Origin of the sequence: Streptomyces sp. NPDC051315, from assembly GCF_044455165.1 — a bacterium.
Lineage (GTDB): Bacteria > Actinomycetota > Actinomycetes > Streptomycetales > Streptomycetaceae > Streptomyces.
Genome location: NZ_JBITEN010000008.1, coordinates 248935 through 270046, shown reverse-complemented (window position 1 = coordinate 270046; position 21112 = coordinate 248935). Strand labels below are relative to the sequence as shown.

The 21112-nt window shown below is 71.5% G+C and carries 18 protein-coding genes; 6 read left to right on the top strand and 12 right to left on the bottom strand.

The annotated features are described in order from the left end of the window. Window positions 1-66: 66 nt before the first annotated feature. Together ACIBBD_RS17955 and ACIBBD_RS17950 are read left to right on the top strand one after the other, a co-directional pair. Window positions 67-1974, top strand: coding sequence for a P-loop ATPase, Sll1717 family (locus ACIBBD_RS17955; protein WP_399420367.1), 1908 nt, complete (start codon window positions 67-69; stop codon window positions 1972-1974). Window positions 1975-2045: 71 nt separating this feature from the next. Continuing rightward, window positions 2046-3260: a protein kinase gene (locus ACIBBD_RS17950; protein ID WP_399420366.1), complete on the top strand. Its 1215-nt coding sequence runs from the start codon at window positions 2046-2048 to the stop codon at window positions 3258-3260. 480 nt (window positions 3261-3740) lie between these two features. On the opposite strand, the gene ACIBBD_RS17945 is transcribed toward ACIBBD_RS17950, so the two are convergent. After that, window positions 3741-4892, bottom strand: a complete 1152-nt coding sequence (locus ACIBBD_RS17945) for an FAD-dependent monooxygenase (RefSeq protein WP_399420365.1) — start codon at window positions 4890-4892, stop codon at window positions 3741-3743. Window positions 4893-5020: 128 nt separating this feature from the next. Here ACIBBD_RS17945 and ACIBBD_RS17940 point away from each other — a divergent pair, with 128 nt between their 5' ends. After that, window positions 5021-5989: a TetR/AcrR family transcriptional regulator C-terminal domain-containing protein gene (locus ACIBBD_RS17940; protein WP_399420364.1), complete on the top strand. Its 969-nt coding sequence runs from the start codon at window positions 5021-5023 to the stop codon at window positions 5987-5989. Window positions 5990-6863: 874 nt separating this feature from the next. Then, on the top strand, window positions 6864-7379 hold the full coding sequence (locus ACIBBD_RS17935; protein WP_399420363.1) for a GNAT family N-acetyltransferase: 516 nt from the start codon (window positions 6864-6866) through the stop codon (window positions 7377-7379). 545 nt (window positions 7380-7924) lie between these two features. Here the strand turns inward: ACIBBD_RS17935 and ACIBBD_RS17930 are convergent. The 9 genes from ACIBBD_RS17930 to ACIBBD_RS17890 all read right to left on the bottom strand — a co-directional run bounded on the left by ACIBBD_RS17930 (window position 7925) and on the right by ACIBBD_RS17890 (window position 17559). Next, window positions 7925-9118 (bottom strand): PP2C family protein-serine/threonine phosphatase, encoded by a 1194-nt coding sequence (locus tag ACIBBD_RS17930; protein WP_399420468.1) that lies wholly within the window; start codon window positions 9116-9118, stop codon window positions 7925-7927. Window positions 9119-10001: 883 nt separating this feature from the next. Next, a complete protein-coding gene (locus tag ACIBBD_RS17925) occupies window positions 10002-11030 on the bottom strand; it encodes an NAD(P)/FAD-dependent oxidoreductase (RefSeq protein ID WP_399420362.1) in 1029 nt (342 codons plus the stop codon). A gap of 10 nt (window positions 11031-11040) precedes the next feature. Beyond that, window positions 11041-11559, bottom strand: a complete 519-nt coding sequence (locus ACIBBD_RS17920) for an isoprenylcysteine carboxyl methyltransferase family protein (RefSeq protein WP_399420361.1) — start codon at window positions 11557-11559, stop codon at window positions 11041-11043. Continuing rightward, window positions 11556-12644: a type III polyketide synthase gene (locus ACIBBD_RS17915; RefSeq protein ID WP_399420360.1), complete on the bottom strand. Its 1089-nt coding sequence runs from the start codon at window positions 12642-12644 to the stop codon at window positions 11556-11558. Before ACIBBD_RS17915 ends, ACIBBD_RS17920 begins: the two co-directional genes overlap by 4 nt. Then, complete coding sequence (locus ACIBBD_RS17910) at window positions 12641-13822, bottom strand: geranylgeranyl reductase family protein (RefSeq protein WP_399420359.1); 1182 nt, start codon at window positions 13820-13822, stop codon at window positions 12641-12643. The genes ACIBBD_RS17915 and ACIBBD_RS17910 overlap by 4 nt, the downstream gene beginning before the upstream one ends. Next, a complete protein-coding gene (locus tag ACIBBD_RS17905; RefSeq protein ID WP_399420358.1) occupies window positions 13822-14658 on the bottom strand; it encodes a UbiA family prenyltransferase in 837 nt (278 codons plus the stop codon). Before ACIBBD_RS17905 ends, ACIBBD_RS17910 begins: the two co-directional genes overlap by 1 nt. Next, window positions 14655-15719 (bottom strand): NAD-dependent epimerase/dehydratase family protein, encoded by a 1065-nt coding sequence (locus ACIBBD_RS17900; RefSeq protein ID WP_399420357.1) that lies wholly within the window; start codon window positions 15717-15719, stop codon window positions 14655-14657. Before ACIBBD_RS17900 ends, ACIBBD_RS17905 begins: the two co-directional genes overlap by 4 nt. 222 nt (window positions 15720-15941) lie before the next feature. Then, on the bottom strand, window positions 15942-16790 hold the full coding sequence (locus ACIBBD_RS17895) for an alpha/beta hydrolase (protein WP_399420356.1): 849 nt from the start codon (window positions 16788-16790) through the stop codon (window positions 15942-15944). Window positions 16791-17226: 436 nt separating this feature from the next. After that, the gene (locus ACIBBD_RS17890) at window positions 17227-17559 is read right to left on the bottom strand and encodes a winged helix-turn-helix transcriptional regulator (RefSeq protein WP_399420355.1); all 333 of its coding nucleotides are present in this window, start codon (window positions 17557-17559) and stop codon (window positions 17227-17229) included. Between the two features lie 157 nt (window positions 17560-17716). Here ACIBBD_RS17890 and ACIBBD_RS17885 point away from each other — a divergent pair, with 157 nt between their 5' ends. Together ACIBBD_RS17885 and ACIBBD_RS17880 are read left to right on the top strand one after the other, a co-directional pair. Continuing rightward, window positions 17717-18607 carry an NAD(P)-dependent oxidoreductase gene (locus ACIBBD_RS17885; protein WP_399420354.1) on the top strand — a complete coding sequence of 297 codons (891 nt, stop codon included), beginning with the start codon at window positions 17717-17719 and terminating at the stop codon, window positions 18605-18607. A 65-nt stretch (window positions 18608-18672) separates the two neighbouring features. Then, complete coding sequence (locus ACIBBD_RS17880) at window positions 18673-19710, top strand: NAD(P)-dependent oxidoreductase (protein WP_399420467.1); 1038 nt, start codon at window positions 18673-18675, stop codon at window positions 19708-19710. Here ACIBBD_RS17880 and ACIBBD_RS17875 read toward each other — a convergent pair. Together ACIBBD_RS17875 and ACIBBD_RS17870 are read right to left on the bottom strand one after the other, a co-directional pair. Beyond that, window positions 19691-19969 (bottom strand): hypothetical protein, encoded by a 279-nt coding sequence (locus ACIBBD_RS17875; protein ID WP_399420353.1) that lies wholly within the window; start codon window positions 19967-19969, stop codon window positions 19691-19693. The two genes, ACIBBD_RS17880 and ACIBBD_RS17875, sit on opposite strands and share 20 nt — an antisense overlap. A gap of 372 nt (window positions 19970-20341) precedes the next feature. Then, on the bottom strand, window positions 20342-21097 hold the full coding sequence (locus ACIBBD_RS17870) for an ABC transporter permease (protein ID WP_399420352.1): 756 nt from the start codon (window positions 21095-21097) through the stop codon (window positions 20342-20344). Window positions 21098-21112 lie beyond the last annotated feature (15 nt).

Here is a 21112-nt window from a genome sequence, read left to right as displayed (position 1 = left end):
CGGTGGTGACGGCATGACCCGGGTGCGCCGGATCGCGGTTGCCGGGCCGAGACCAAGGGGGACGGGATGGCCGACGGGCCGGTGCTCGCGGATCTGCACTTCGGGCGTGAGGACGCCGAACGGGACGTGACCGACGGGCTGCTGCTGCGCGGCGGGTTCCTGCCCAACGCCGCCTACCGTGCCGCGGTGGCGGGACGCAAGATGCTGATCATCGGCCGCAAGGGATCGGGCAAGAGCGCCATCTGCATGCAGTTGATGGCCGACGGCGCAAGCCATTGTGGGAAGGCCCTGGTCACCCCGGACGAGACGGCCGGAGAGGAGATCCGGCGGTTCGAGCTGCAGGGGCTGCCCGGGGACTCGGCCAAGGCGCTGATCTGGCGGTACGTGTTCGCCGTACACGCCGCGCGCCACCTGGTGACGCACGCCAAGGACGCGCACGGCCGGAAGCCGGACTCGGTGAAGGCGCTCGGCCGGTTCCTGAAACAGAACGGGGAACCGTCGGGCGGACGGCTGGGCGACCGGCTCGCGCAGGGGGCCAGGGGCCTGCAGACCTCCCTGTCCCTGGAGGCGTTCGGCGTCAAGGCGGGCCTGGACCTCGCGCAGGCGCCGTCGGAGGGCGCGCGGGCGGCCCGGCAGCTGGAAGTCGTCGAGCAGGCGGTGGCGCGGGCCTTCGCCGACCTCGGCTGCGACGGCGTACACGGACCCCTGCTGCTCATGGTCGACCAACTGGAACAGGTGTGGTCGGCCGAGACGGACAGCAACTCGATGGTGATCGGGCTGCTGCTGGCGGCGAAGCACGCCGCCAGCCTGTACAAGCGCTCCGTACGGTTCCTGCTGTTCCTGCGCGCGGACATCTACGACTCGCTGTCCTTCGGGGAGGGCGACAAGTACCACGGTGACGAACTGAGGATCGTCTGGACGGAACAGGCCCTGCGCGACCTCGCCCTGGCCCGTGCCCGGGCCTCCGCCGGAGCGGAACTGACCGCGGAGCAGCTCTGGCGGGAGATCTTTCCCGAGACCGTCGAGGACGAGGAGACCGCGACGTACCTCTTCCGCCGCTGTCTGCCACGGCCGCGGGACGCCATCCAGTTCCTCAACCGCTGCCGGGACACGGCTTTCGAGCACGAGCGGGACCGGATCACGGAGGCGGACGTCCTCCAGGCGAGCCGGCAGTTCTCCACGTGGAAACTCAAGGACCTGTCGCTGGAGTACCTGGTCGCCCATCCCTTCCTCAGGAACCTCTTCCCGCTCTTCCAGAACACCGGCTACGTCGTCAGCCGAGCCGCGTTCACCAGCCGCTTCGAGACCGCGGCGGACACGCTCCACCGGCTCTTCCCCGCGTACGCCGACGCGTTGACCCCGTCCGGTGTCGTCGACATCCTGTACGGAGTGGGCTTTCTCGGCGTGCGGCGCGGAAGCGACGTGGTGTTCGCGGGCGACGACGACCTGCCGGTGCAGCCGCACGAGACCGAGTTCCACGTCCACCCCTGCTTCCGGGCGGCGCTCGGCGCGACCAGCGCGATCGACCTGCTCCCCTACGAACCGTCCCTGGCGAGCGCCCGCATCGCCACGGGCAACATCAGCCCGGGTGCGTCGGGGAACACCGGCCTCAACCGTGACGACCAACTGCTCCAGGCACTCGTGCGTTCCTGCCACTCCGTCCTCGCCCAGATCGGCCGGGCGGTGCGGTTGCCGCACGACGCCAGGGACGAGATCGCCGAGCGGATCAACCGTGTGCTCGACGACGCGCGCGGCGTCCCCTCCGGCGCGGGGGCGCATCTCGACGTGGAGGCCCACCTGCTCACCACCGCCCACTACTTCACCGCTCTCGCCGCGCAACTCGGCGCCAGCGGGCTGGACGACACGGTGGACGGCGCCGCGGGTGTCGCCCGCCGTCTCGAGGAGGAGGCCCAGCGGCTGCGCCGTCTGGCGGGCGGCTCGTACGGCAGCTCGGGCGATTCGGCGGGCACGTGAAGCGCCGCGGACGCGGGGTGAACCAGCGATACTCGTGACGTACGCGATCCACGGGCGGGGGGAGACAACCGGTGCAGGGCGTACTGCTCGCCGGACGGTTCCGCATCACGGACCGTCTCGGCGTGGGCGGCATGGGAGAGGTCTGGTCCGCGCACGACGAGCGGATGCGGCGTGACGTGGCGGTCAAAGTCGTCCACGCGCTGTTCGGCGGGCATGAAGCCGAGACACGGGCCAGGTTCCGGCGCGAGGTGCAGCTGGCGGGGCGAATCACCCACCAGAACGTCGTGACCATTCACGACTGGGGTGAGGTGGCCGCCGGCGGGCGCCAGGCCCTCTACCTCGTGATGGAACGCGTGCCCGGGATTTCGCTGAGCCGGCGGCTCAAGGAGTCCACACCCCCTTGGCCGCTCGCCGTGGGATGGGCCGTCCAGATCGCCCAGGCACTGGACGCCGCACACGGCAAGGATGTCGTGCACCGGGACATCAAGCCCGCCAATGTGCTGCTCACCCCCGAGGGGACGGTGAAGGTGCTCGACTTCGGCGTGGCGAAGTTCCTGGGCGACACCATGAGCGTCAACGAACTCACCGTCACCGGAACCGTGCTGGGCACCCCGCACTACATGTCGCCGGAACAGGCCGCAGGTGTCCGGGAGATCGATCACCGCAGTGACCTGTACTCCCTGGGCTGTCTCCTCTACCACGCGGTGACCGGGCAGCCCCCCTTCGCCGGCTCCAACCAGCTGGCGGTTCTGCGTATGCACGCGGGGACCGTCCCGAAAGCGCCGGCCGCCCTCGTCGAGGGACTCCCGGACGCGCTGAACGACCTCATCCTGAGCCTGATCGCCAAACGCCCCGAGGACCGGCCCGCGGACGCCGTCGCCGTCCACGACGCCCTCAGCGCGATTCTGGTCGACCATGCGCTCACGCCGTCCGGCGGAGACATTCTGGACGCCGCCCGTCCGGGGCTCGCCGCATCCGTCGCCGGGCGGATCCTGCACCAGGCGTGGCGACTCTGGGAGCGGGCGGAGACGCACAGCGCGGCCAGGCGCGAGGAGGCGGACGTCGTGGTCGCGACCGCCCGTGCGGAGGCGGAGCACCTGCGCTCGGCGTCCGCCGCCATGATGGCCGAGGCGGACGCCGCCCGCCGCCGTGCCGCCGAGTTGCAACAGGCCGCCGAGCGGCGCGTGGTGGAGGCCGAGACGGCGCTGCGCGAGGCGCGTGCCGAAGCGGACAGACTCGTCGCGGAGGCGAGAACGCACACGGTCCGAAGCCCGGCGGAGCGCTGAGCCGGATCCGCGCCTGCGTCGCGACGTCCCGCACCAGTGGCAGCCGGGGAGCACACACGGCTGCGGCAGGTGCCGGAGCGGGCGCCGTTCGTCCGCGCGGCGGGTCAGCAGCGTGCGGGTGGAGCGCGGCGACACACGCGGGGCAGGTCGACAGGCCAGGAGCCGGACAGCTTCGGGTCGAACGCGGCTGCTCGACACTCTACCGGCACCTCGACGTCACGAAGGCCGGGAGGGCCCCCGGACCAAGGCCGAGCGCGTGCCGCTGCCCGCCGCCTGACCCGGGCCGGCTACTTCGGCAGGACCTGCCCGAGTCCAGGGGCGCGGCTCTCCTGGGAGGTGCCAGAGCTCTCAATGTCGCTCCGGACGAGGACGAGGACTTCACTGGGTGGAGCGGCTCAGACGGATCACTGGCTGGACACAGCCTCCCCGAGCAGGTGGCGCGGGTGCCGATCGCCTGGCGCAGCGAGCCCGTCAAGCAGGTCAGCGCACTGCGTAGTCGGGCAGGCGGACCGCTTCTGTGCGGGTGCGCTCCGGGGCGGTGGCGGCGAGCACGTCCAGCACCTCCTGGGTGGGGGCGGGCATGAAGAACCGCTCCGCGCCCTCGCGTCCCACGGCCTGGTGCTCGGTGACGAAGGGCCGCATCACGTTCTCGTAGGCCGCGAACGCCGCCGTGTGGTTGCCGCGGGCCTGCGCCAGCTCACCGGCCAGCACGTACGCGCCGATCAGCGCCTGGGACGTCCCGCGTCCCGAGGTGGGGGCCGCGCAGTAGCCGGCGTCACCGAGCAGGACGACTCGCCCGCTGGTCCAGGTGTCCATCACGACTTGGGCGTTGGCGTCGAACCAGAAGTCCTCGGCCGCCCTCATCTCCGCCAGCAGCCGGGGGACTTCCCAGCCCTCACCGGTGAACCGTTCAGCGACGATGTGCTGCTGCTCGGTGATGTCGTAGCGGTCGTACTCCAGCCCCTCGGCGGCGAAGTGCAGGGCGGCCCGGGCTCGGCCGCCCGCGTCGTCGGCGAACATGTTGGCCGCTTTCCCAGGAGAGACGTACAGCTGTCCGGTGCGGTGCAGCCCCAGATAGTTCGGCAGGCTGAAGATCGCGGTGTGGATACCCAGGGAGCGTACGAAGCGTTCCTCGGGTCCGAAGACCAGCCCTCGGGTCCGCGAGTGCAGGCCATCGGCGCCGACCAGCAGGTCGAACCGGCGCGGTGGCCCGTTCTCGAAGGTGACGTCCACGCCGCAGGAGTCCTGCTCAACCGCGGAGATCGAGTCACCGAAGAGGTATTCCGACCTTTCCCGGGCGGCCGCGTACAGCAGTTGGGTCAGTTTCGCCTTGGGGACTTCCAGGTCACCTGCGAAGACCGCGGCCGGCAGGACGGCGTACTGCCTGCCTTCGGCGTCCACCATCGCTGCGTCACCCATCGCGGCGTCCAGCGCCCGGACCGGCTCCAGCAGGTCCATCCGGTCCAGGACGTCGAGGGCCTCACCTCGGAAGTCGACGGCGTAGCCGCCGTGTCGGACGTGCGGGGCGCGTTCGATCACAGTGGGGCGGAAACCGTGGTGGTCCAGCCAGTAGGCGAGCGTCAGGCCGGCGATACCGGCGCCGGAGATCAGAACGTTCTTGTTCGTCGTCATGGGTACAACGTACGAACCTCCCTATCGGTCTTGAAGTGCTCTTTCAATAGAAGCGTCCTAGTGCGGGAAGAACAGGGTGTACTAGTGCGCTAGGGTCCGAGGCCGATTCGATCAGAGGGAGGTAGGCCATGACCCAGGCCCCGTACGCACGGATCGCGGGAGAACTGCGTCACCGCATCGAGACGGGCGAACTCGCTCCAGGTGACCGCGTGCCGTCCACCCGGGCGATCACCCAGCGGTGGGGGGTGGCCATGGCCACTGCCACCAAGGCGCTGGCAGCACTGCGGCACGAGGGCCTGGTCAGGGCTGTTCCCGGGGTCGGGACCGTCGTCGCCGACACGGCGCCGCAGGCTCGCTCAGCCAGGTCCCCCGCCGACGACCCAGCCGTCCGGACCCGCATCGTCCGCGCGGCCATCACGCTCGCCGATGCCGAGGGAACGGCCGGACTGACGATGCGCCGGGTCGCTGCGGAACTCGGCATGCCGACCATGTCGCTCTACCGGCACGTCACCAGCAAGGAACAGCTGATCGCACTGATGGTGGACGCGGCCTTCGCCGGCGAGCCGCTGCCGGCGCGGCCGCCCGATGGTTGGCGGACACAGTTGGAGCTGTCCTCGGCCATCCAGTGGCGCCTCTACCAAGCCCATCCCTGGTTGGCCGCGGCCCTCAACCTCAGCCGGCCCCTGCTCGTGCCACACGGCATGCGGCACATCGACTGGGCCCTGGCCGCCATGGACGGCCTCGGCCTGGACGCCGACACCCGCATGCATGCGGCCGTCACCCTCTTCGGATATGTCCGAGGCCAGGCGATCGACACGGAAACCGAAGCACGCGCCACCCAGGCCAGTGGCATCACCGGAGTGCAGTGGATGGACGCCCAGCACCACCGCATGACCACCCTGCTGGCTCAGGGCCGCCTGCCCCATTTCGCTTCCGCCGCCACTGAAGCCGGCCTCTCGTCCACATCGCTGTACCAGTTCGGCCTGACAACCCTCCTCGACGGCCTCGCAGCGCGCATCAAGGCGGCGACGCCCGCACCACCGTGGTCAGATGCATCGTCAACTGCCCCTTCGTATAAGGCAATGACCGAGCCCTGACGTTCGCAAGGCCCGTCGCGCCGCAGCACCGGGTTCGAGAACTCCTCCTTGGCTGAGCCACCGCCCCGGCCATCAAAGGTTGCTTCTCATCGTCGAGAGTACGGCCCATATCGCGGCTTTTGTCGCCTCACTGGTCGTCGCAGCCCTCGCCGCTTCCGGGAACGGCAGGCCGACCGTGCCAAGCGTGAGCCTGACGGGTCAACGGCCCCAGGTCTCGCCGAGGTTCACGGTCCAGGCCGTAGGTGTCGATCGCAATGATCACGTAGCTGCGTTCGTGCGGTTCGCTGCACCGTGAAGGCAATCGGGTGGAAACGGAGCTCCATTCAGCCTTCTTGCGGTCTGACGACATGGGCAAGGTGGACCAGAGGGTCGCTCTTCCGCTCAAGCTGCCCAGTACCGCCACGCACGTCACGATCAACGTGACCAGCAGCGGAGACAAAGGAAAAAGCCATTGCACCACCCGTTCCCCGACTGCTCCCGCATATGTGACGGTGAAACTGCCGTGAAGCGCTGACCGCGCTCACCTGCCGCCCGCACCTACGCCGTCCAGTGCCACTACGCCTTGCCGGACGACGTCTGGAGCACTACCCCGCCCCCTCTCCGAGAAGCCACCGCCACCTTCGCCAGTCGACCGGGCCCGGCCACCGGCGGGCGCCCGAGGACGGGCTGGACGTTCGCCACGGGTGGGGAACGCAGGTGAACGTCACTGCCGATTCTCTCCGTGACTCAACATGAGCGGGGAGCGACCGGCATGGCGCGAAAGCCCCTTGAGTCGGCCCCGAAGCGGCAAAAGACTTCTGCCGTAGCAAGGCCGCACACGCGTCCCGGGACCGGCGGCACAGCAGTCACCAACGCAAGGGGAGGAGTACGTCGTATGCCCGACGCCGGCTGTCGAGGCGCCACTCACTCGATCGCGCTGACCGACGGCACCGCCACCCGGACACGGAACGCCACCCCCGGCGACCTGGCGCCGGTCCAGGAGTTGCACCGCCGGTGCTCGCTGGGCAGCCGAGCCCTGCGATACCACGCGGGCAAGTCCGGGATCTCGCCCGCCGAATGGCGCCAGTTGTCCAATCCGGAGCGCGGCACCACCCTGGTGACCACTCCGGCCGACCGTGCCGACCACATCATCGCCATGACCAACGTCATGCGCACCGATCAACAAGGAGTGGGCGAACTCGCGATCCTGGTCGAGGACGCGTGGCAGTGCAGGGGGCTCGGCACCGCGCTGGCCGAACACGCGACCACCGTGGCCCGCCGCGAGGGACACCACACGCTGACCGCCGCGGTGGCGGCGAGCAACAAGCCGATGCTCCACGTCCTGGAGAGACTGGACGCGACGCCGGCCGAAGCCACGGGACCGGTGCTCGACCTCCGCATCCCGCTGTAGCGGCGGGCGGGGCGGGCGGCACCGGAGGGCCGACCGCCCCGCCGTCCCCGCGAGTACGGCGCACTGGGCCATCACAGCCACGCCTCGGAGTGCCGCAACCGGCACAGGGCGCGTGCGTCGCGGGGCGCGGCCGCGCTGCCGATGGGGTTGCGCCGGGAGCGGGCCGACGGGCTGCCCGGCCGTGCAGCGGCGCCGCACGGACTCGCGGAGCCGTTGCTGCTGAGGCCCCCGGCCGCCTTCACGCCGATCACCCGAGCGCAGCCCGCCACACCGACGAAACCGGCCCTACTCCCCCGGGCCGTGCCCCGTCCTTCCGGTGGTCCGGCCTTCCGGTGGTCCGGCCTTCCGGTGGTCCGGCCTTCCGGTGGTCCGGGCCGGGTCGGCCCGGCCCGGCCCGGAGATCGTCATCGTCGCCCAGGACTTCGAGGCCCCTCGCCGAACCGGTCGGCGAACGCATTGCCGCCCGCATCGCCGGGCCCGACGACCCGGCGGCGACGGCGCCGGGTGCCGCCCTCAGTGAGGACTCAGGAGTGGGCCGACGCGGCTCACCGCTGCGGGCCCGGTCTGGTTTCGGCCGATGGGCGACGGTCGCCGTGCCAATCCAGTATCAGGACCGTGGCGTCGTCCTTGAGGTCGCCATGGCAGGCATCCAGAACCGCGGCGGTCAGACTTCGGACGGCTTCTCTTGGATGCAGCGCGCGGGTGTCGTGAACGACCGAAGCCAGGTCGACGGCTGCGGCACCACGCTCCTGCATTCCGTCCGTGAGCAGGACCAGGCGGTCTCCGGGACGCAGTTGCAGTTGCTGTACGCGGTAAGGGACGGGCGCCGCCACCCCGAACGGCAGGTTGACAGCGAGTCTGACCTCTTCGACGGTGCCGTCGCGCAGCCGCAGCGGCCAGGGATGACCGGCGTTGACCAGTTCACACAGACCGGTATCGAGGCTGACGCACAGCAACTGTCCGGTGGCCAGGCCTCGGCTGTGGCTCAGGAGGGCCTGATGGGCGTGGTGGGCCTGCTGGAGGGCGTCACAGCCGCTGCGGCGTGACCGCCGCAGCGCGCCGATCAGCAAGGTGGCGAGCAGAGCGGAGTTCGTGTCATGGCCCATGGCGTCGGTGATGGACAGGTGCAGGGTGTCGCGGTCGAGGGTGTAGTCGTAGGTGTCACCACCGATGTCGTCGGCCGGGACCAGCCCGGCGGCGAGGGTGAACTGGGCCGCCTCGCAGCAGGAGGCCGAGGGAAGCAGTTGGTGCTGGATCTCCGCGGCCAGGCTGGTCTCGGTGGTGCGCCGGCCCAGGTGGTACAGGTCGGTGAAGCGGCGGTCCGTGACGATGATGTAGGCCAGCGCGTGTGCCGCGTCGCGGATCTGTCGGAGCACGGTGTCGTCGGCGGACTGCAGGGTCACCTCCAGGACACCGATGCAGTCGCCGCGGTTGGTGACCGGCGTGATGACGCGCCGTCCGCCCTGGCCGTCCGGTTCCACATGCTGGCGCTGGCTCCGCAGAACGCTGTCGTAGACGCTGCCCTGCAGGTCCATCGGCTCGGCATGGCCCGCGACATCACCGCCGGACGCGGTGAGCCGTACCAACCGCTGACCGATGAGGTCGACGAACAGGAAGGACACACGCTCCGCACCGAACCGCTTCTGCAGGTCGTGTGCCACCACGTCGACCGACTCGCCGGGCGGCGCCGCCTCCGCAGCGGCCAGCAACCCGCCCAGTTCAAGATCTCCACCCTCCACGGCAACCTCCCATCGACTGACGCAACTTCTTCCCCGACCTTCCGCAACATCACCCAAACTCATCATCCTGGCTGGTCAGGACAGCTGACCAGGTTGACGCGAGCAGGTCCCGGGCCGCCAGGTGGCGTCCACGGCGACCGGTCGGCCAGTGTCTCGGCGACCGTTGGGATACGGGGGAACAACACGTCGAGGCACGGCGAGCGGTCCGGGATCGGGCGATGCCGCTCGGCAGTGGCCTCAGAGGTCCTGACAAAGGCGGGGGACGTCTCGGTGGGTGATCAGGCAGACGGCGAGACCGGGGAAGGCTTCGTGGATGCCGTCGCGTCCCTCCCCGCGGACGCGCAAGCGACGGAAGCCGTGCAGTCAGGAGAGGGGGCGCTCGACGACCCGGTGGAAGATGACCGGGTTAGCGCCGTGAGGCTGTCCTCGTTCGGCGATCGGACGCCGATGTCACAGCCGACGCGGCGGGCACGGGCCGCGCGCCCTCGGATGACGCGGTGTCCTCACTCGTGCTCCACGCCGCCGCACAGTCGCCACAGCGCGACAGCTCCGCGGGCAGCCCGTACCCGAGGCACTGCGTCAGCTGGGCCTCGGCGGCGTGGATCTCCTCTTCCCTGGCAGGCGGTAGCAGGGAGGCGCATGAGGTGGGGGTGGAGCCGCAGCCATGCGGTCAGCCGCTGCCACGCAGCGGCGACCCGCTCAGCGTCGTCACGTCGTTCGGGCATTCGCTCACAGTGGAGGGAGGAGCGTCGTGGCCGATGTGTGCGAGGACGAGGTCGAGGCCAAGGAGGCCGACCGGGTCGAGGACCGCGCGCTCCACCGCGGTTGCCCCACAGCGGTCCGCGGCCGCCGTGGACGACACCATTGCCCGGAGTCCGCCGGCTCACGTCGCTGCCGGACGCGCCAGCGCGTCGACGGTCGCGGAGAACAACCACGGCAGGCGCTGCGCCGCGGGCACCAGTGCCGCGCGGACCGGGGGCACCCTCGTCGCGCCGAGCAGCGCGTGGGTCAGCCAGCGGTAGCGCCGGGTGAGTCGGCACCATTCCCGTTCGTAGGCCGCCGGGTCGCCGCTGATGACTGCCCGCACCGCCGCCGGCGCCTGGGCGAGTGCCAGCGCGATGCCCTCGCCGGTCAGGGCGTCGACGTAGCCGGCCGCATCGCCGACGAGCAGCACCCGGCCGGCCGTGCGCGCGCTCGCGTCCTGGCGGAGCGGGCCCGCCCCGCGCACCGGTCCGGTTGTTCCGGCTCCGGCCAGCCGCTCGCGCACCTCGGGGAAGGCGGCGAGGTGGTCGTCGTACGGTCCGCGGCGGGAGGTGAGCACCGCGACGCCTACGAGGTCGTCGGCCACCGGGGTCACGTAGGCCTCCGCGTCACGGGCCCAGTGCACCTCGACGCGGTCGCTCCAGGGGGTGAGCGCGTAGTGGCGCCGCAGTCCGTGCCGCCGGTGGGTCCGACGCGGCCGGTGCAGACCCAGGGCCCGGCGGATCGGCGAGTGCAGGCCGTCGGCCGCGACGACGTGGCCGGCACGGGTGCCGTCGACCACCACACCGTCCTCGTCCTGCTCGACACGGCGCACGGTGCGCTGCTCGACCCGCACGCCCGCGGCCAGCACCACCTCGCGCAGCGCCGCGTGCAGCGCCGTGCGACGCACCCCGCGGCCCGGGCCCGCTCGGAAGTCGGCGTCGGCCCGGCGCGGCCCGGCGACGTACCGGATGCCCCGCAGGTCGTGCCCCGGCGGGTGAACGCCGAGCGCTGCCAGGGCGGTGACCGCACCCGGCATCAGGCCTTCGCCGCACGCCTTGTCGACGGTGCCGGCGTGCTGCTCCCAGACGGTCACGTCGAGCCCGGCCCGGGCCGCGTGCAGGGCCGTGGCGAGACCCGCGGGTCCCCCGCCGACGACGAGCAGATCCATGCGCGTCCCCTCAGGCCAGCCGCGCCAGGGCGGCGTCCTCGGTGCGGATGCGGGTGGCGAGCAGGAACCCGTTCAGCACGGTGAAGACGACCGCGGTGACCCAGGCCGAGTGCACCAGGGGGAGCGCGAACCCCTCGACGACGACGGCGACGTAGTTCGGGTGCGGGAGCCGGCGGTAGGGGCCGCCGGTCACGCGGGGAGCACCGGGCACGACGATCACCCGGGTGTTCCACTGCCGGCCCAGGGTGGCGATGCACCACCAGCGCAGCGCCTGCGAGGCCGCGACGAGGGCGAGCATGGTCCAGGCGAGGACCGCCACGGCGTCCGGTCGGCGCACCCACACCTCCACGAGCGCGCCGACCAGCAGACCCGTGTGCAGCGCCACCATGAACGGGTAGTGCCCCCGCCCGTCCTCCACGCCGCCCCGCGCGAGGCTCCAGGCGGCGTTGCGGTGCGACACGACCAACTCGGCGACCCGCTCCAGACCGACGGCCAGGACCAGGACGGTGAACAGGACCTGCCCGTTCATCGCTCATCCCCCGGGGCGCGCAGGAGCACGAGTTCGGAGCAGAAGCCCGGCCCCATGGCGAGCATGAGCCCGTGGGATCCGGGCCGGGGCGGGCGGTCGGCGAGCGTGTCCGCCAGGACGTGCAGCACCGAGGCGGAGGACAGGTTGCCGATCCGGCGCAGCGAGTCCCAGGTCACCCGCAGGGCGTCCCGCTCGATCCCGAGCGCTTCCTGCAGGGCCTCCAGGACCTTGGGGCCGCCGGGGTGCGCGACGTACCAGCCGAGGTCGTCGTCGGTCAGCCCGTGGTCGGCGAGGAAGCCGCGGACGTCGTCGCCGACGTACCGGCGCACCACGTCGGGGACCGAGGAGTCGAGCACGATCTTGAAGCCACCGGACCCGACGTCCCAGCCCATCGTGCGCTCCGAGTCGGGGTAGAGGCGGCTGCGCGAGGCGAGCACCTCGGGGCGGGCGGGGTCGTCGGACCGTGCGAGCGGATGCTCGGGACCGACGGCGACCACCGCCGCGGCACCGTCCCCGAACAGGCCGCTCGCCACGAGATTGGCGACCGAGGTGTCCTCGCGCTGGAGCGTGAGCGAGCACAGCTCGACCGACATCAGCACCGCGACCCCGTCCGGGCGGCCGCGCAGCAGGTCGTGCAGGCGTGCGATACCGGCCGCGCCGGCGACGCAGCCGAGGCCGACGAGGGGCAGGCGCACCACGTCGGGGCGCAGCCCGATCTCCGCCGCGACGCGGGCCTCGAGCGTGGGGACGGCCACACCGGTCGCGGTGCACGACGCGATGTAGTCGACGTCGGCCGGCGTGAGGCCGGCGCCCTTGAGCGCGTCGACGACCGCGCGGCCGCCGAGCTCTACGCCGGCGCGGATGAAGACGTCGTTCGACCGGCCGAAGTCCCCGAGCCGGGCGTACTCCTCCAGCGGGAGCACGGTGTGCCGGGTCTCGACGCGCGCGTTGCGGTGGAACCGCTCGACGACGGCGCGGTCGACCGTGCCGTCGGTCAGCGTGCCGGCGAAGGACTCGGTGATCTTCTCCTGCCGGTGGCAGTGCTCGGGCAGGACGCCACGGACGCTGAGGACGCGCATGGTCATGCTGGCTCCTGAGGTCGGCCGCTCGGACGGACGGGGACGAGGAACGCCCGGCCGAGGCCGAGCGCCAGGGTGGGAGTGAGCCGGCCCCGGGCGAGACCGAGTTCGACGAAGTCGTCGAAGACTCGCTGGTCGGCGGCCGCGGCCCGCAGCCCGGCCTCGATGACGCGCGTGCTGCGGGCGAGCCGGGCGGCCAGGGCGGTGTGGCGCAGGTGGGGCAGCAGGATCCGGCGGGTGGCACGGGCGTACCGCTCCCCCGCCCGCTCGGGCCGGCCCTCACGCAGGGCCGCGGCGGCGGCGCGACCGGCCGCGATGCCGGTGGCCACGGCGGAGTGGATGCCCTCCCCGGTCAACGGGTTCACCAGGCAGGCGGCGTCGCCCACGAGCAGGACGCGGCCGGTCGGAACGCGCCGGCGCGCCGTCGAGAGCGGCAGGTGGTGCCCGACCCAGTGCCGCCCGCCCTCGGTGGCGCCGGGCAGGAGCGCCTCGAGGCGTTCGAGCAGCTGGGCGCGGGTCGGCGCCGGACGGTCCGCGTGGAGGAACTCGCCGTACCCGACGTTGGCGAGGCCGTCACCGCGGTCGAAGGACCAGGCGTACGACGGCTGGTGCCGGGTGCCGAACTCGATGACCTGCGCGCCGTGTCGCCCGGGTGCGACCGGGGCGTAGCCGCGCAGCGCCAGGGCCGCCGGACCGCGGGACAGGCCGAGGGCGCGTCGGACGACCGAGTGGGCGCCGTCGGCGCCGGCCACGACCGCGGCGGAGACCTCCCCGTCGAGGACCACCGCGTCGGTGTGCTGCCGCAGGTCGCGGACGCGGTGCCGAAGGAGTCGGGCGCCCGCGGCGACCGCCGCGTCGGCCAGTCGGGCGTCGAGGATCCGGCGTGGCACCACCCACGCCGGGCGGGTCATCCGCCGCTCGGTGACCACGCCGCCGGCACCGAGGCGGAGGCGGTCGACCGGGACACGGTCGTCGACGAGACCGGTGACGCCGACCTCGGCGAGGAGGTCGAGGACGTGCGGGGCGACCCCGTCGCCGCAGGCCTTGTCCCGCGGGAAGTCCGCCCGGTCCAGGAGGGCGACGCGCAGACCCGGTTCGGCGTGCAACGCGCCCAGCGCGGTGGCGGCACCGGCCGGTCCGGCGCCGACCACGGCGAGGTCCCAGTGGGTGGGTGCCGGCGTCATCAGCCGGCCGCCACGAGCAAGACGACGTCGAGCAGGGCGATGGCCACCGCGGCCCGGAAGGGAGCACGGCCGCGGGTGGCCGAGGTGAGCGCCACGAGGACCGCCACCAGCGCGAGGACCGCCCACGCCCAGGCCGGAGGGGGCCCGACGGGGCCGAGCACGGCCAGCAGCGAGGCGGCGGACAACAGGACGACGGCCAGGACGCGCGACAGGTGCGCGCCGATCCGGTGGGGCAGGCCGCGGACGCCGGTGCGTTCGTCGTCGGCGAGGTCGGGCAGTGCGTTGAGCAGGTGGGCCCCGACACCGAGCGCGGCGCCGGCGCCGGTCATCCACAGCGGCGCCCAGGCCGGGTCGGGGCCGGCGAGGGTGATGACCGAGGGCAGCGTCCCGAAGGCACTGGCGTACGGCGCCCACGACCACCAGGTCGCCTTGAGCCCCAGGTTGTAGGCGTGGCCCGCGCCGGCGCCGAGGACGACGTTGACCAGCGCGCCGCGCCAGCCGACGAACGCGGACAGTACGAGGCAGGCGAGTCCGGCCACGATCAGGGCGCGCACCACCCAGCCGACCGGGAGGGCTCCGGTGACCAACGGCTTGTCGGTGCGGCCGACGGCGCGGTCGCGCGGGAGGTCGCGCAGGTCGTTGCCCCAACCGATCGTGAGCTGACCGGTGAGCACCGCCGCGGTGACGACGGCGGTGTCGAGCGGGCTCAGGTCGCTGCGGAGCGCGAGCAGGCCCGCGATGACGCCGACCGCCAGGGCCGGCCCTCCGTGGGCGGCGGCGAGCAGCGCGAGCACGGGCGGCGGCCCGGGGCGCGTCGGGGCCGCGCCGGCGATCACGGGCGCCGCCGTACAGCGACCGGCCCGCGCCGGATCGCGTCGCCGAGCGCGCCGAGGACGGTGCGTGGGCGCAGCACGGGTGTCCGGCCGGACGCGGCCTCCCTCATGCCCTCGATCACCTCGGCGAGCACCTGCGGGCCGTCCTTGGTCGGGGCCCAGTCGAGTTCCGTGCGCGCGCGGGTCGTGTCCAGCGTGGGGAGTGCGAAGCCCATGTCGAGCCACCCGGTGTCGACCTGTTGCAGGTGCGCGTGCCAGGCGGCCGACATGGCGGCGCGGACCACCGCGGAGGGCACGTGCACCAGCCTGGCGCCGAGCGCGTCCGCGAGGACCGCCGCGGTCACGGGGGTGTCGGCGGCGAGGTTGAACGGGCCGCCCGCACGCCGGTGGAGCACCGCGACGATCGCCGCGGCGACGTCGTCGGTGTGGACCATCGGGACGGTCAGCCTCCGGTCCATCGGCAGGACCGGCAGCAGGTCGAGCGCCTTGGGAGGCACGAGGGCGGGCACGCCGTACCGGAGGAGGGCACTGCCGGCGGCACGCTGCCCGACGATTCCCGGCCGCAGGCGGGTGACGAGCGTGCCGGCGCCGGAAGCCTCGTGCCGGTCGAGGAGGCGCTCGGCCGCGGCCTTGTGCCGACTGTACAGCGAGCTGCGCACGCCCCCGGTGGGCCAGGACTCGTCGACCGGGCGGTCGTCCTTCTTCGGTGAGTAGGCGCCGACCGAGGACATGTGGACCAGGTGCGGGACACCGGTCTCGGTGACGGCTCGCAGCACGCGGCGGGTGCCGCCGACGCCGACCTCGGCGAGGTAGGCGGGATCGTGGGACGGCTGGAAGCCCCACGCCAGGTGGACGACCGCGTCCGCGCCGGTGAACGCCTCGACGAGCGCGGCGTGGCAGGCCTCGGTGCTGAGGTCCACCGAGCGCCGGTCGACGCCACGGCTGCCGGGGCCTTCGGGCAGCCGCCGGGCCAGGCCTATGAGGTCGTGCGTGCCGTCGGCTCGGAGGCGTTGCACGACGACGGAACCGATGTTCCCGGTCACCCCGGTGACCACGATGCGCATGCAGGATCGGGTGCCCCGTCGCTCGCCCGCTCACACGAGGCCCTCCGGCATCCGGCGGACACCGGGGTCACCCGCGTCACCCGGCTGGTGTACTGCGTGTCGTGCGTGCCCTCCGCCTGGCCGGGGGCGTGTGCGGGGCAGGGCAACCTCTGACCGTTGGTCCGACCAGGGTGCAGCCCACCTCACCGCGGCCGGCGCCGGGTTGGATGATGCATGTGTCGATCAATCCTCGTTGGGCCGCCACAGCCAGCGCAGAGCGTCCGGCAGCAGGACGCCGCCGTGGTTGGGGCTGTGTCCGCCGTCTCCCAGGACAAGGCGGAAGTCGTACCCCGCTTCAGCGAGAGCGGCTGCCACGCGCAGGTTTTCGGCGAGCCAGTTCCGCTGTGACTCATTCCAGTGCAGGTCGCGGTGGGCGCCTTGCATGAAGATGCGCAGCGGCTTACGGGGAACGCGGGAGATGAGGTCTGGGTAGGGGTTGCCGCCCGGCATCTGCGCGAAGCTGGACAGGTATCCGATGACGCGGCGGAACTTGTCCGGACGCAACCACGCGGCGGTAAAGGCGCAGTTGCCGCCGCTGCTCCCGCCGCAGATGCCCCACCTTTCGGGCGACTGGGCGATGGTCCAGCGCTCCGCAACCTGCGGGATGATCTCGGTGAGGAGGAAGGTGACGTACCGGTCGTCGAAGGCGTCGTACTCGATGTTGCGGTTCTTCGGGTTCTCCGCATCGGGGAAGACGCCAGGATCGACGAACACGCCGATGGTGACGGGGATGTCGCCGCGGTGAATGAGGTTGTCCAGGACGATCGCGCCGCGTACCTCCCCTGCGGGGTCCAGGTACCACCATCCGTCCTGGAACACCATCAGGGATGCCGGTTCCGCTGGGTCGTACTGTGCCGGCACGTGGACCCAGAACTTCCGGAAGGTTCCCGGGTAGACCTCGCTGCCCCTCCACTCGAGCTCGACCGTCTCGCCAGCGGGTACGCCCTGCTGTAGAGCGGAATCGGGTCCGTGGACGTAGCGCACGCCGGACTGGTCGATCGGAAGTGGCTGGTAGGGCATCTCGATGGTCACGGGGAGCAACCGTAGAGCGATCGCCACCCTTGGCCACAAGGGATTTTCGTCCGGACGCTCCGCCTCGCAGTGTCAGTGCGGGGTTGGAAAAGGCTCAGCCCGCTTCGGTCAGGGCGTGGCTCTGCCGGTCGGGCAACTGTCCCTGGGTCGAGACGCGGCCGTACCCGCGAGCGCGCCCCGCACCGCGGGGACCGGGGCGAGGAGATCGGCGGTGTTGCCGTCCGAAGGCGTCTTCAGCCGCGAGATCGTACAGAAAACGACGCCTCTCAGGTTATTGAGTATCCGACCTCTGACACTGTTTCTCGCACACGATCCGGCGCCGTTCCGGCTGCGGGCCCGTCGCGTGCTGAGCTTTGAGGATTCGCTCGATTCCCGAACACGAGAATGCCTGAGGGATTCCTCCGGCGCGTCACGCGCCGGAGAAATGGAGGGCTGGCTAGGGGATGGCTTCGATGCGCTCCATATGCTCCTCGCCCCACTCCCCGAGTGGCGCGAGTGCCGTGTTGAGCGAGCTGCCGAACTCGGTCAGCGAGTACTCCACCTTGGGCGGAACCTGGTGGTAGACCTTCCGGTGCACCAGGCCGCTGGCCTCCATCTCCCGGAGTTGAAGGATCAGCATCCTCTCGCTGACGCCGGGCACCGCCCGCCTCAACTCCCCGAAACGCAGCGGCCCGTCCTCACCGAGCGCAAACAGGATTAACCCCTTCCACTTACCTCCCATGACGGCGATGGCGGCGTCGAGCCCGCAAATATACGTCCGCTTGGTCATCAGCACTCCTACTGACAAAAATGTGGGTACCGAACAGAATTGTAGGTACTTGATCACATGTATGTGGGGCTTCCAGAATGAAATGGGAGCCGCGCCGGACGCGCTGATCGGCGATTGCGTGGCTGCCCAACCATCCGACTGCTGACTGGAGTAACGCATGACCAGGGATGCCCCCACACCCGTGACCGTCGTCGGGCTGGGGTCGATGGGCCGGGCGCTGGCCGGAGCGTTCGCCGACGCGGGACACCCGACAACGGTGTGGAACCGCACACCGGCCAAGGCCGCACCGCTGGTGGCCAAGGGCGCCGTCCATGCCCGGGCGGTGAAGGCCGCGGTCGAGGCGAGCCCGCTGATCATCACGTGCCTGACCACCTTCGAAGACACTCGCTCCGCCCTGGAGCCGGCTGCGGCGGCGCTGTCCGGGCGTGCCCTTGTCACGTTGAACAGCGGTTCGCCCGTCGGCGCCCGCGCCATGGCTGCCTGGGCGACCGGCCGTGGCGCCCGGTTTCTGGCCGGAGCGGTCAAGAACGTGCCGGAGGCCGTGGGAGCGCCGGACACGCTGTTGTACTACAGCGGAGACAGGACGGTGTTCGACGAGTACGAGACGACGCTGAAGGCACTGGGCGGCGACACCGTCCACCTCGGAGACGAGACCGACCTCGCCGCCCTGTACGAGATGGCCGTGGGCGCCATGCTGCTGCCCGCGCTCGTCGGCTTCTTCCAGGGGGCCGCGGCCGTTCAGGCTCGTGGGCTGGAGGCGAGCAGCATGGTGCGGTTCGCCGGGAAGTGGCTGGACATGATCAAGTCTCTGCTGCCGGTCTACGCCGCAGAAATCGACAGCGGTGATTACACCGATGCCGCCTCCTCCGTGAACCTCTTCCTCGCCGGCGCGGCCCAGGACAGGGAACTGACCGAGGAGACGAACGTCGACGTGGCCTGGCTCGCTCCCCTGCACGACCTGGTGGAGCGGGCGGTTGCGGCGGGTCACGGCGACCACAGCATCTCGGCCCTGACCGAAGTACTCAGGAAGCCGGCGCGGAAGGCGTAACGCGTCGGCTGTTCCGAGGCGCGCGTTTCCGCGGCTCCGTCTGGTCTCGGTCGCAGTCACGCCGCCTGCGGCAGGCTGCGGCGGCCGCCTGGCCTCGGTCAGGCTTTGATGTGATGTTGAGGGGTGGCATGAGCAAGCACGATGTAACGGTCATTGGGCTCGGACCCATGGGACGTGCGATGGCGAGCGCGTTCCTCGGCAAGGGCTACCGGGTCACCGTCTGGAACCGGACCGCAGACAAAGCGGACGAGCTGGTGGGCGCGGGAGCCCACCGGGCCGCCACGGTCCACGACGCGCTCGCCGCGAGCGAACTGGTGATCCTCAGCCTGACGGACCACCACGCGATGTACACCGTCCTTGGGTCGGCTACCGAGGCGCTGTCCGGCCGGGTCCTCGTCAATCTCAGCTCGGACACGCCCGAGAGTGCCCGCGGCGCTGCGCGGTGGGCGTCAGGACACGGTGCCCGGTACCTCACCGGAGGTGTGCAGGCTTCACCCCCGGGCATCGGGCAGCCCGGGTTCTCCACCTTCTACAGCGGGCCCAAGGAGGTGTTCGACGCGCACCGGGAGGCGTTGGAGACGCTCACCGGCACGGACTACCGCGGCGAGGACCCAGGGCTGGCGGCGTTGTACTACCAGGTCGGGATGGACCTGTTCTGGACGACGGTGCTCGGCTGGCTGCACGCCCTCGCACTGGCGGATGCCCACGGCGTCTCGGCCGAGGAAATCCTGCCGTCTGCGTCATCCGTGCTATCCGGAATGCCGGACTTCCTGGCCTTCCACACACAGCGGATCGACGCGGGTGAGTACCCGGGCGACATCGAAAGGCTCGCCATGGGCGTGGCGAGCGCCGACCATGTCCTGCAGACCGCCAGGGATGCGGGGGTCGACACCTCGTTGCCGACGGCGGTCCTGGAGATTTTCCGGCGAGGCACAGCCGCGGGCCACGCCGACGACAGCACGACCAGCTTGATCGAGGTCTTGAAGAAGCCCGCCGCACAGCCACTTCACGCCGCTCCGGCTCACGCGCGGTCTCGATCGGGCACCGCGACCCCAGCTGCCTCCTTGTTGGCCCCGTCCCCCCTCAAAGGACGGTACGGGTGAGGCTCGTCCTCAGCTGACCGGCGAAGGTCAAGGCGGCCCGCCGCTCGTCGTCTGCCTGCGGTTCACGCGCGGGTGCCGCCCCGGTACTGCGGGCCGATGAAGGTGTAGCGGCCGCCGCTGCTGGAGTTCCGCGTTCTGGGTGGGTGGTCGCCTGCCGTTCCGCCGTGGACAGCCGGGGGTTCTCCTCGGTGAGTTCGTTGACGCGGTCGACCAGGTCGTGGTTGACCCCGGTCATCATCTGGTTCGCGGACTTCGCCATCCGGAAGCGTGGCGGGCCGCGCGTGGGGTCCCGGACGTCGAGCGGGTGCCACAGGCGACGCCCGAATCCCTGCCGGGCCGGGAGGCGCACGTCGCGGCCGTCCGATGCCCCGCAGCGGATGCCTGGCGGACCCATTCGGTTCCCAGGAAGCCACTGCCACCGGTGATCAGGACCGTCACGGGCCGCCACCCTGGCCGACGACGGATGGATGGTGGGTCGAGTCCCTGCATCGCCTTTTCGCGCCACGGCCGAGTCGGGGACCTGCCGAACTCCCGGTCGGCCCGCAGTCGGCGGCCGACGGCGACCCGGCAGGGCGTACGGCCCGGCGCGCATCCGCGGCCACCCCTCCGCGGGTGCGCGCCGTTGCGTCGCTCAGGCGTTCTCCTTGCCGAAGGTCCGCAGGCCGACGGCGACGCAGACGACCGCCAGGGCGACCGCGACCCCCGTGCCCTCCAGGACGGCCCAGGTGGCGAAGTGGTCGGCGAACAGGTCCCGGATGGCGTCCACGATGTAGCGCAGCGGATTGAAGTGGGACAGCACGTCCAGCCAGGTGGGCGCCAGGCTCATGGGCAGCAGGATGCCGGCCAGCAGCATGACGGGGAGCGTGGCCGAGGTGAGCAGCGGCGCGAACTGGTCCTCGGACTTCAGCGCGACGCCCAGCGAGAGCGACAGCGAGGCCAGGGCGATGCCCAGGAGCGTGACGAGGACGAGTGCGGCGAGCACGCCGAGGAGGTTGGCGCGCAGTCCGACCAGCAGCCCGACCACGACGATGGTCACGGACTGTACGAGCAGTACGACGACCTCGCGGGCCACCCGCCCCATCAGCAGCGCGAACCGGCTGACCGGGGTGACGCGCAGCCGCTCGACGACGCCGGAGCGCACGTCGGCGATGATGCCGAAGCCGCAGAAGCCGGCGCCGAACAGCGCCAGGTAGACGAGGACGCCGGGGACGAACGTCTGCCAGGTGTCGCCGGGGCGGCCCATGTCGCCCAGCTTGGTCAGCAGCGGGCCGAACAGCAGCAGGTAGAGAACCGGCTGGACCAGGCCCATGACGATGGTGATCTTGTAGCGGAAGGTGAAGCGGACCTGGTTCTCGAAGACCAGTAACGTGTCCCTGAGGGTCTGCATGGCGGAGGTTCTCCC

Coding starts and splice junctions, on each gene's coding strand:
- ACIBBD_RS17875 (WP_399420353.1), bottom strand. CDS start 19,969: ATGGCGAAGTCCGCGAACCAGATGATGACCGGGGTCAACCACGACCTG.
- ACIBBD_RS17915 (WP_399420360.1), bottom strand. CDS start 12,644: ATGACCATGCGCGTCCTCAGCGTCCGTGGCGTCCTGCCCGAGCACTGC.
- ACIBBD_RS17900 (WP_399420357.1), bottom strand. CDS start 15,719: ATGCGCATCGTGGTCACCGGGGTGACCGGGAACATCGGTTCCGTCGTC.
- ACIBBD_RS17955 (WP_399420367.1), top strand. CDS start 67: ATGGCCGACGGGCCGGTGCTCGCGGATCTGCACTTCGGGCGTGAGGAC.
- ACIBBD_RS17870 (WP_399420352.1), bottom strand. CDS start 21,097: ATGCAGACCCTCAGGGACACGTTACTGGTCTTCGAGAACCAGGTCCGC.
- ACIBBD_RS17910 (WP_399420359.1), bottom strand. CDS start 13,822: ATGACGCCGGCACCCACCCACTGGGACCTCGCCGTGGTCGGCGCCGGA.
- ACIBBD_RS17925 (WP_399420362.1), bottom strand. CDS start 11,030: ATGGATCTGCTCGTCGTCGGCGGGGGACCCGCGGGTCTCGCCACGGCC.
- ACIBBD_RS17890 (WP_399420355.1), bottom strand. CDS start 17,559: ATGACCAAGCGGACGTATATTTGCGGGCTCGACGCCGCCATCGCCGTC.
- ACIBBD_RS17945 (WP_399420365.1), bottom strand. CDS start 4,892: ATGACGACGAACAAGAACGTTCTGATCTCCGGCGCCGGTATCGCCGGC.
- ACIBBD_RS17940 (WP_399420364.1), top strand. CDS start 5,021: ATGACCCAGGCCCCGTACGCACGGATCGCGGGAGAACTGCGTCACCGC.
- ACIBBD_RS17885 (WP_399420354.1), top strand. CDS start 17,717: ATGACCAGGGATGCCCCCACACCCGTGACCGTCGTCGGGCTGGGGTCG.
- ACIBBD_RS17920 (WP_399420361.1), bottom strand. CDS start 11,559: ATGAACGGGCAGGTCCTGTTCACCGTCCTGGTCCTGGCCGTCGGTCTG.
- ACIBBD_RS17935 (WP_399420363.1), top strand. CDS start 6,864: ATGCCCGACGCCGGCTGTCGAGGCGCCACTCACTCGATCGCGCTGACC.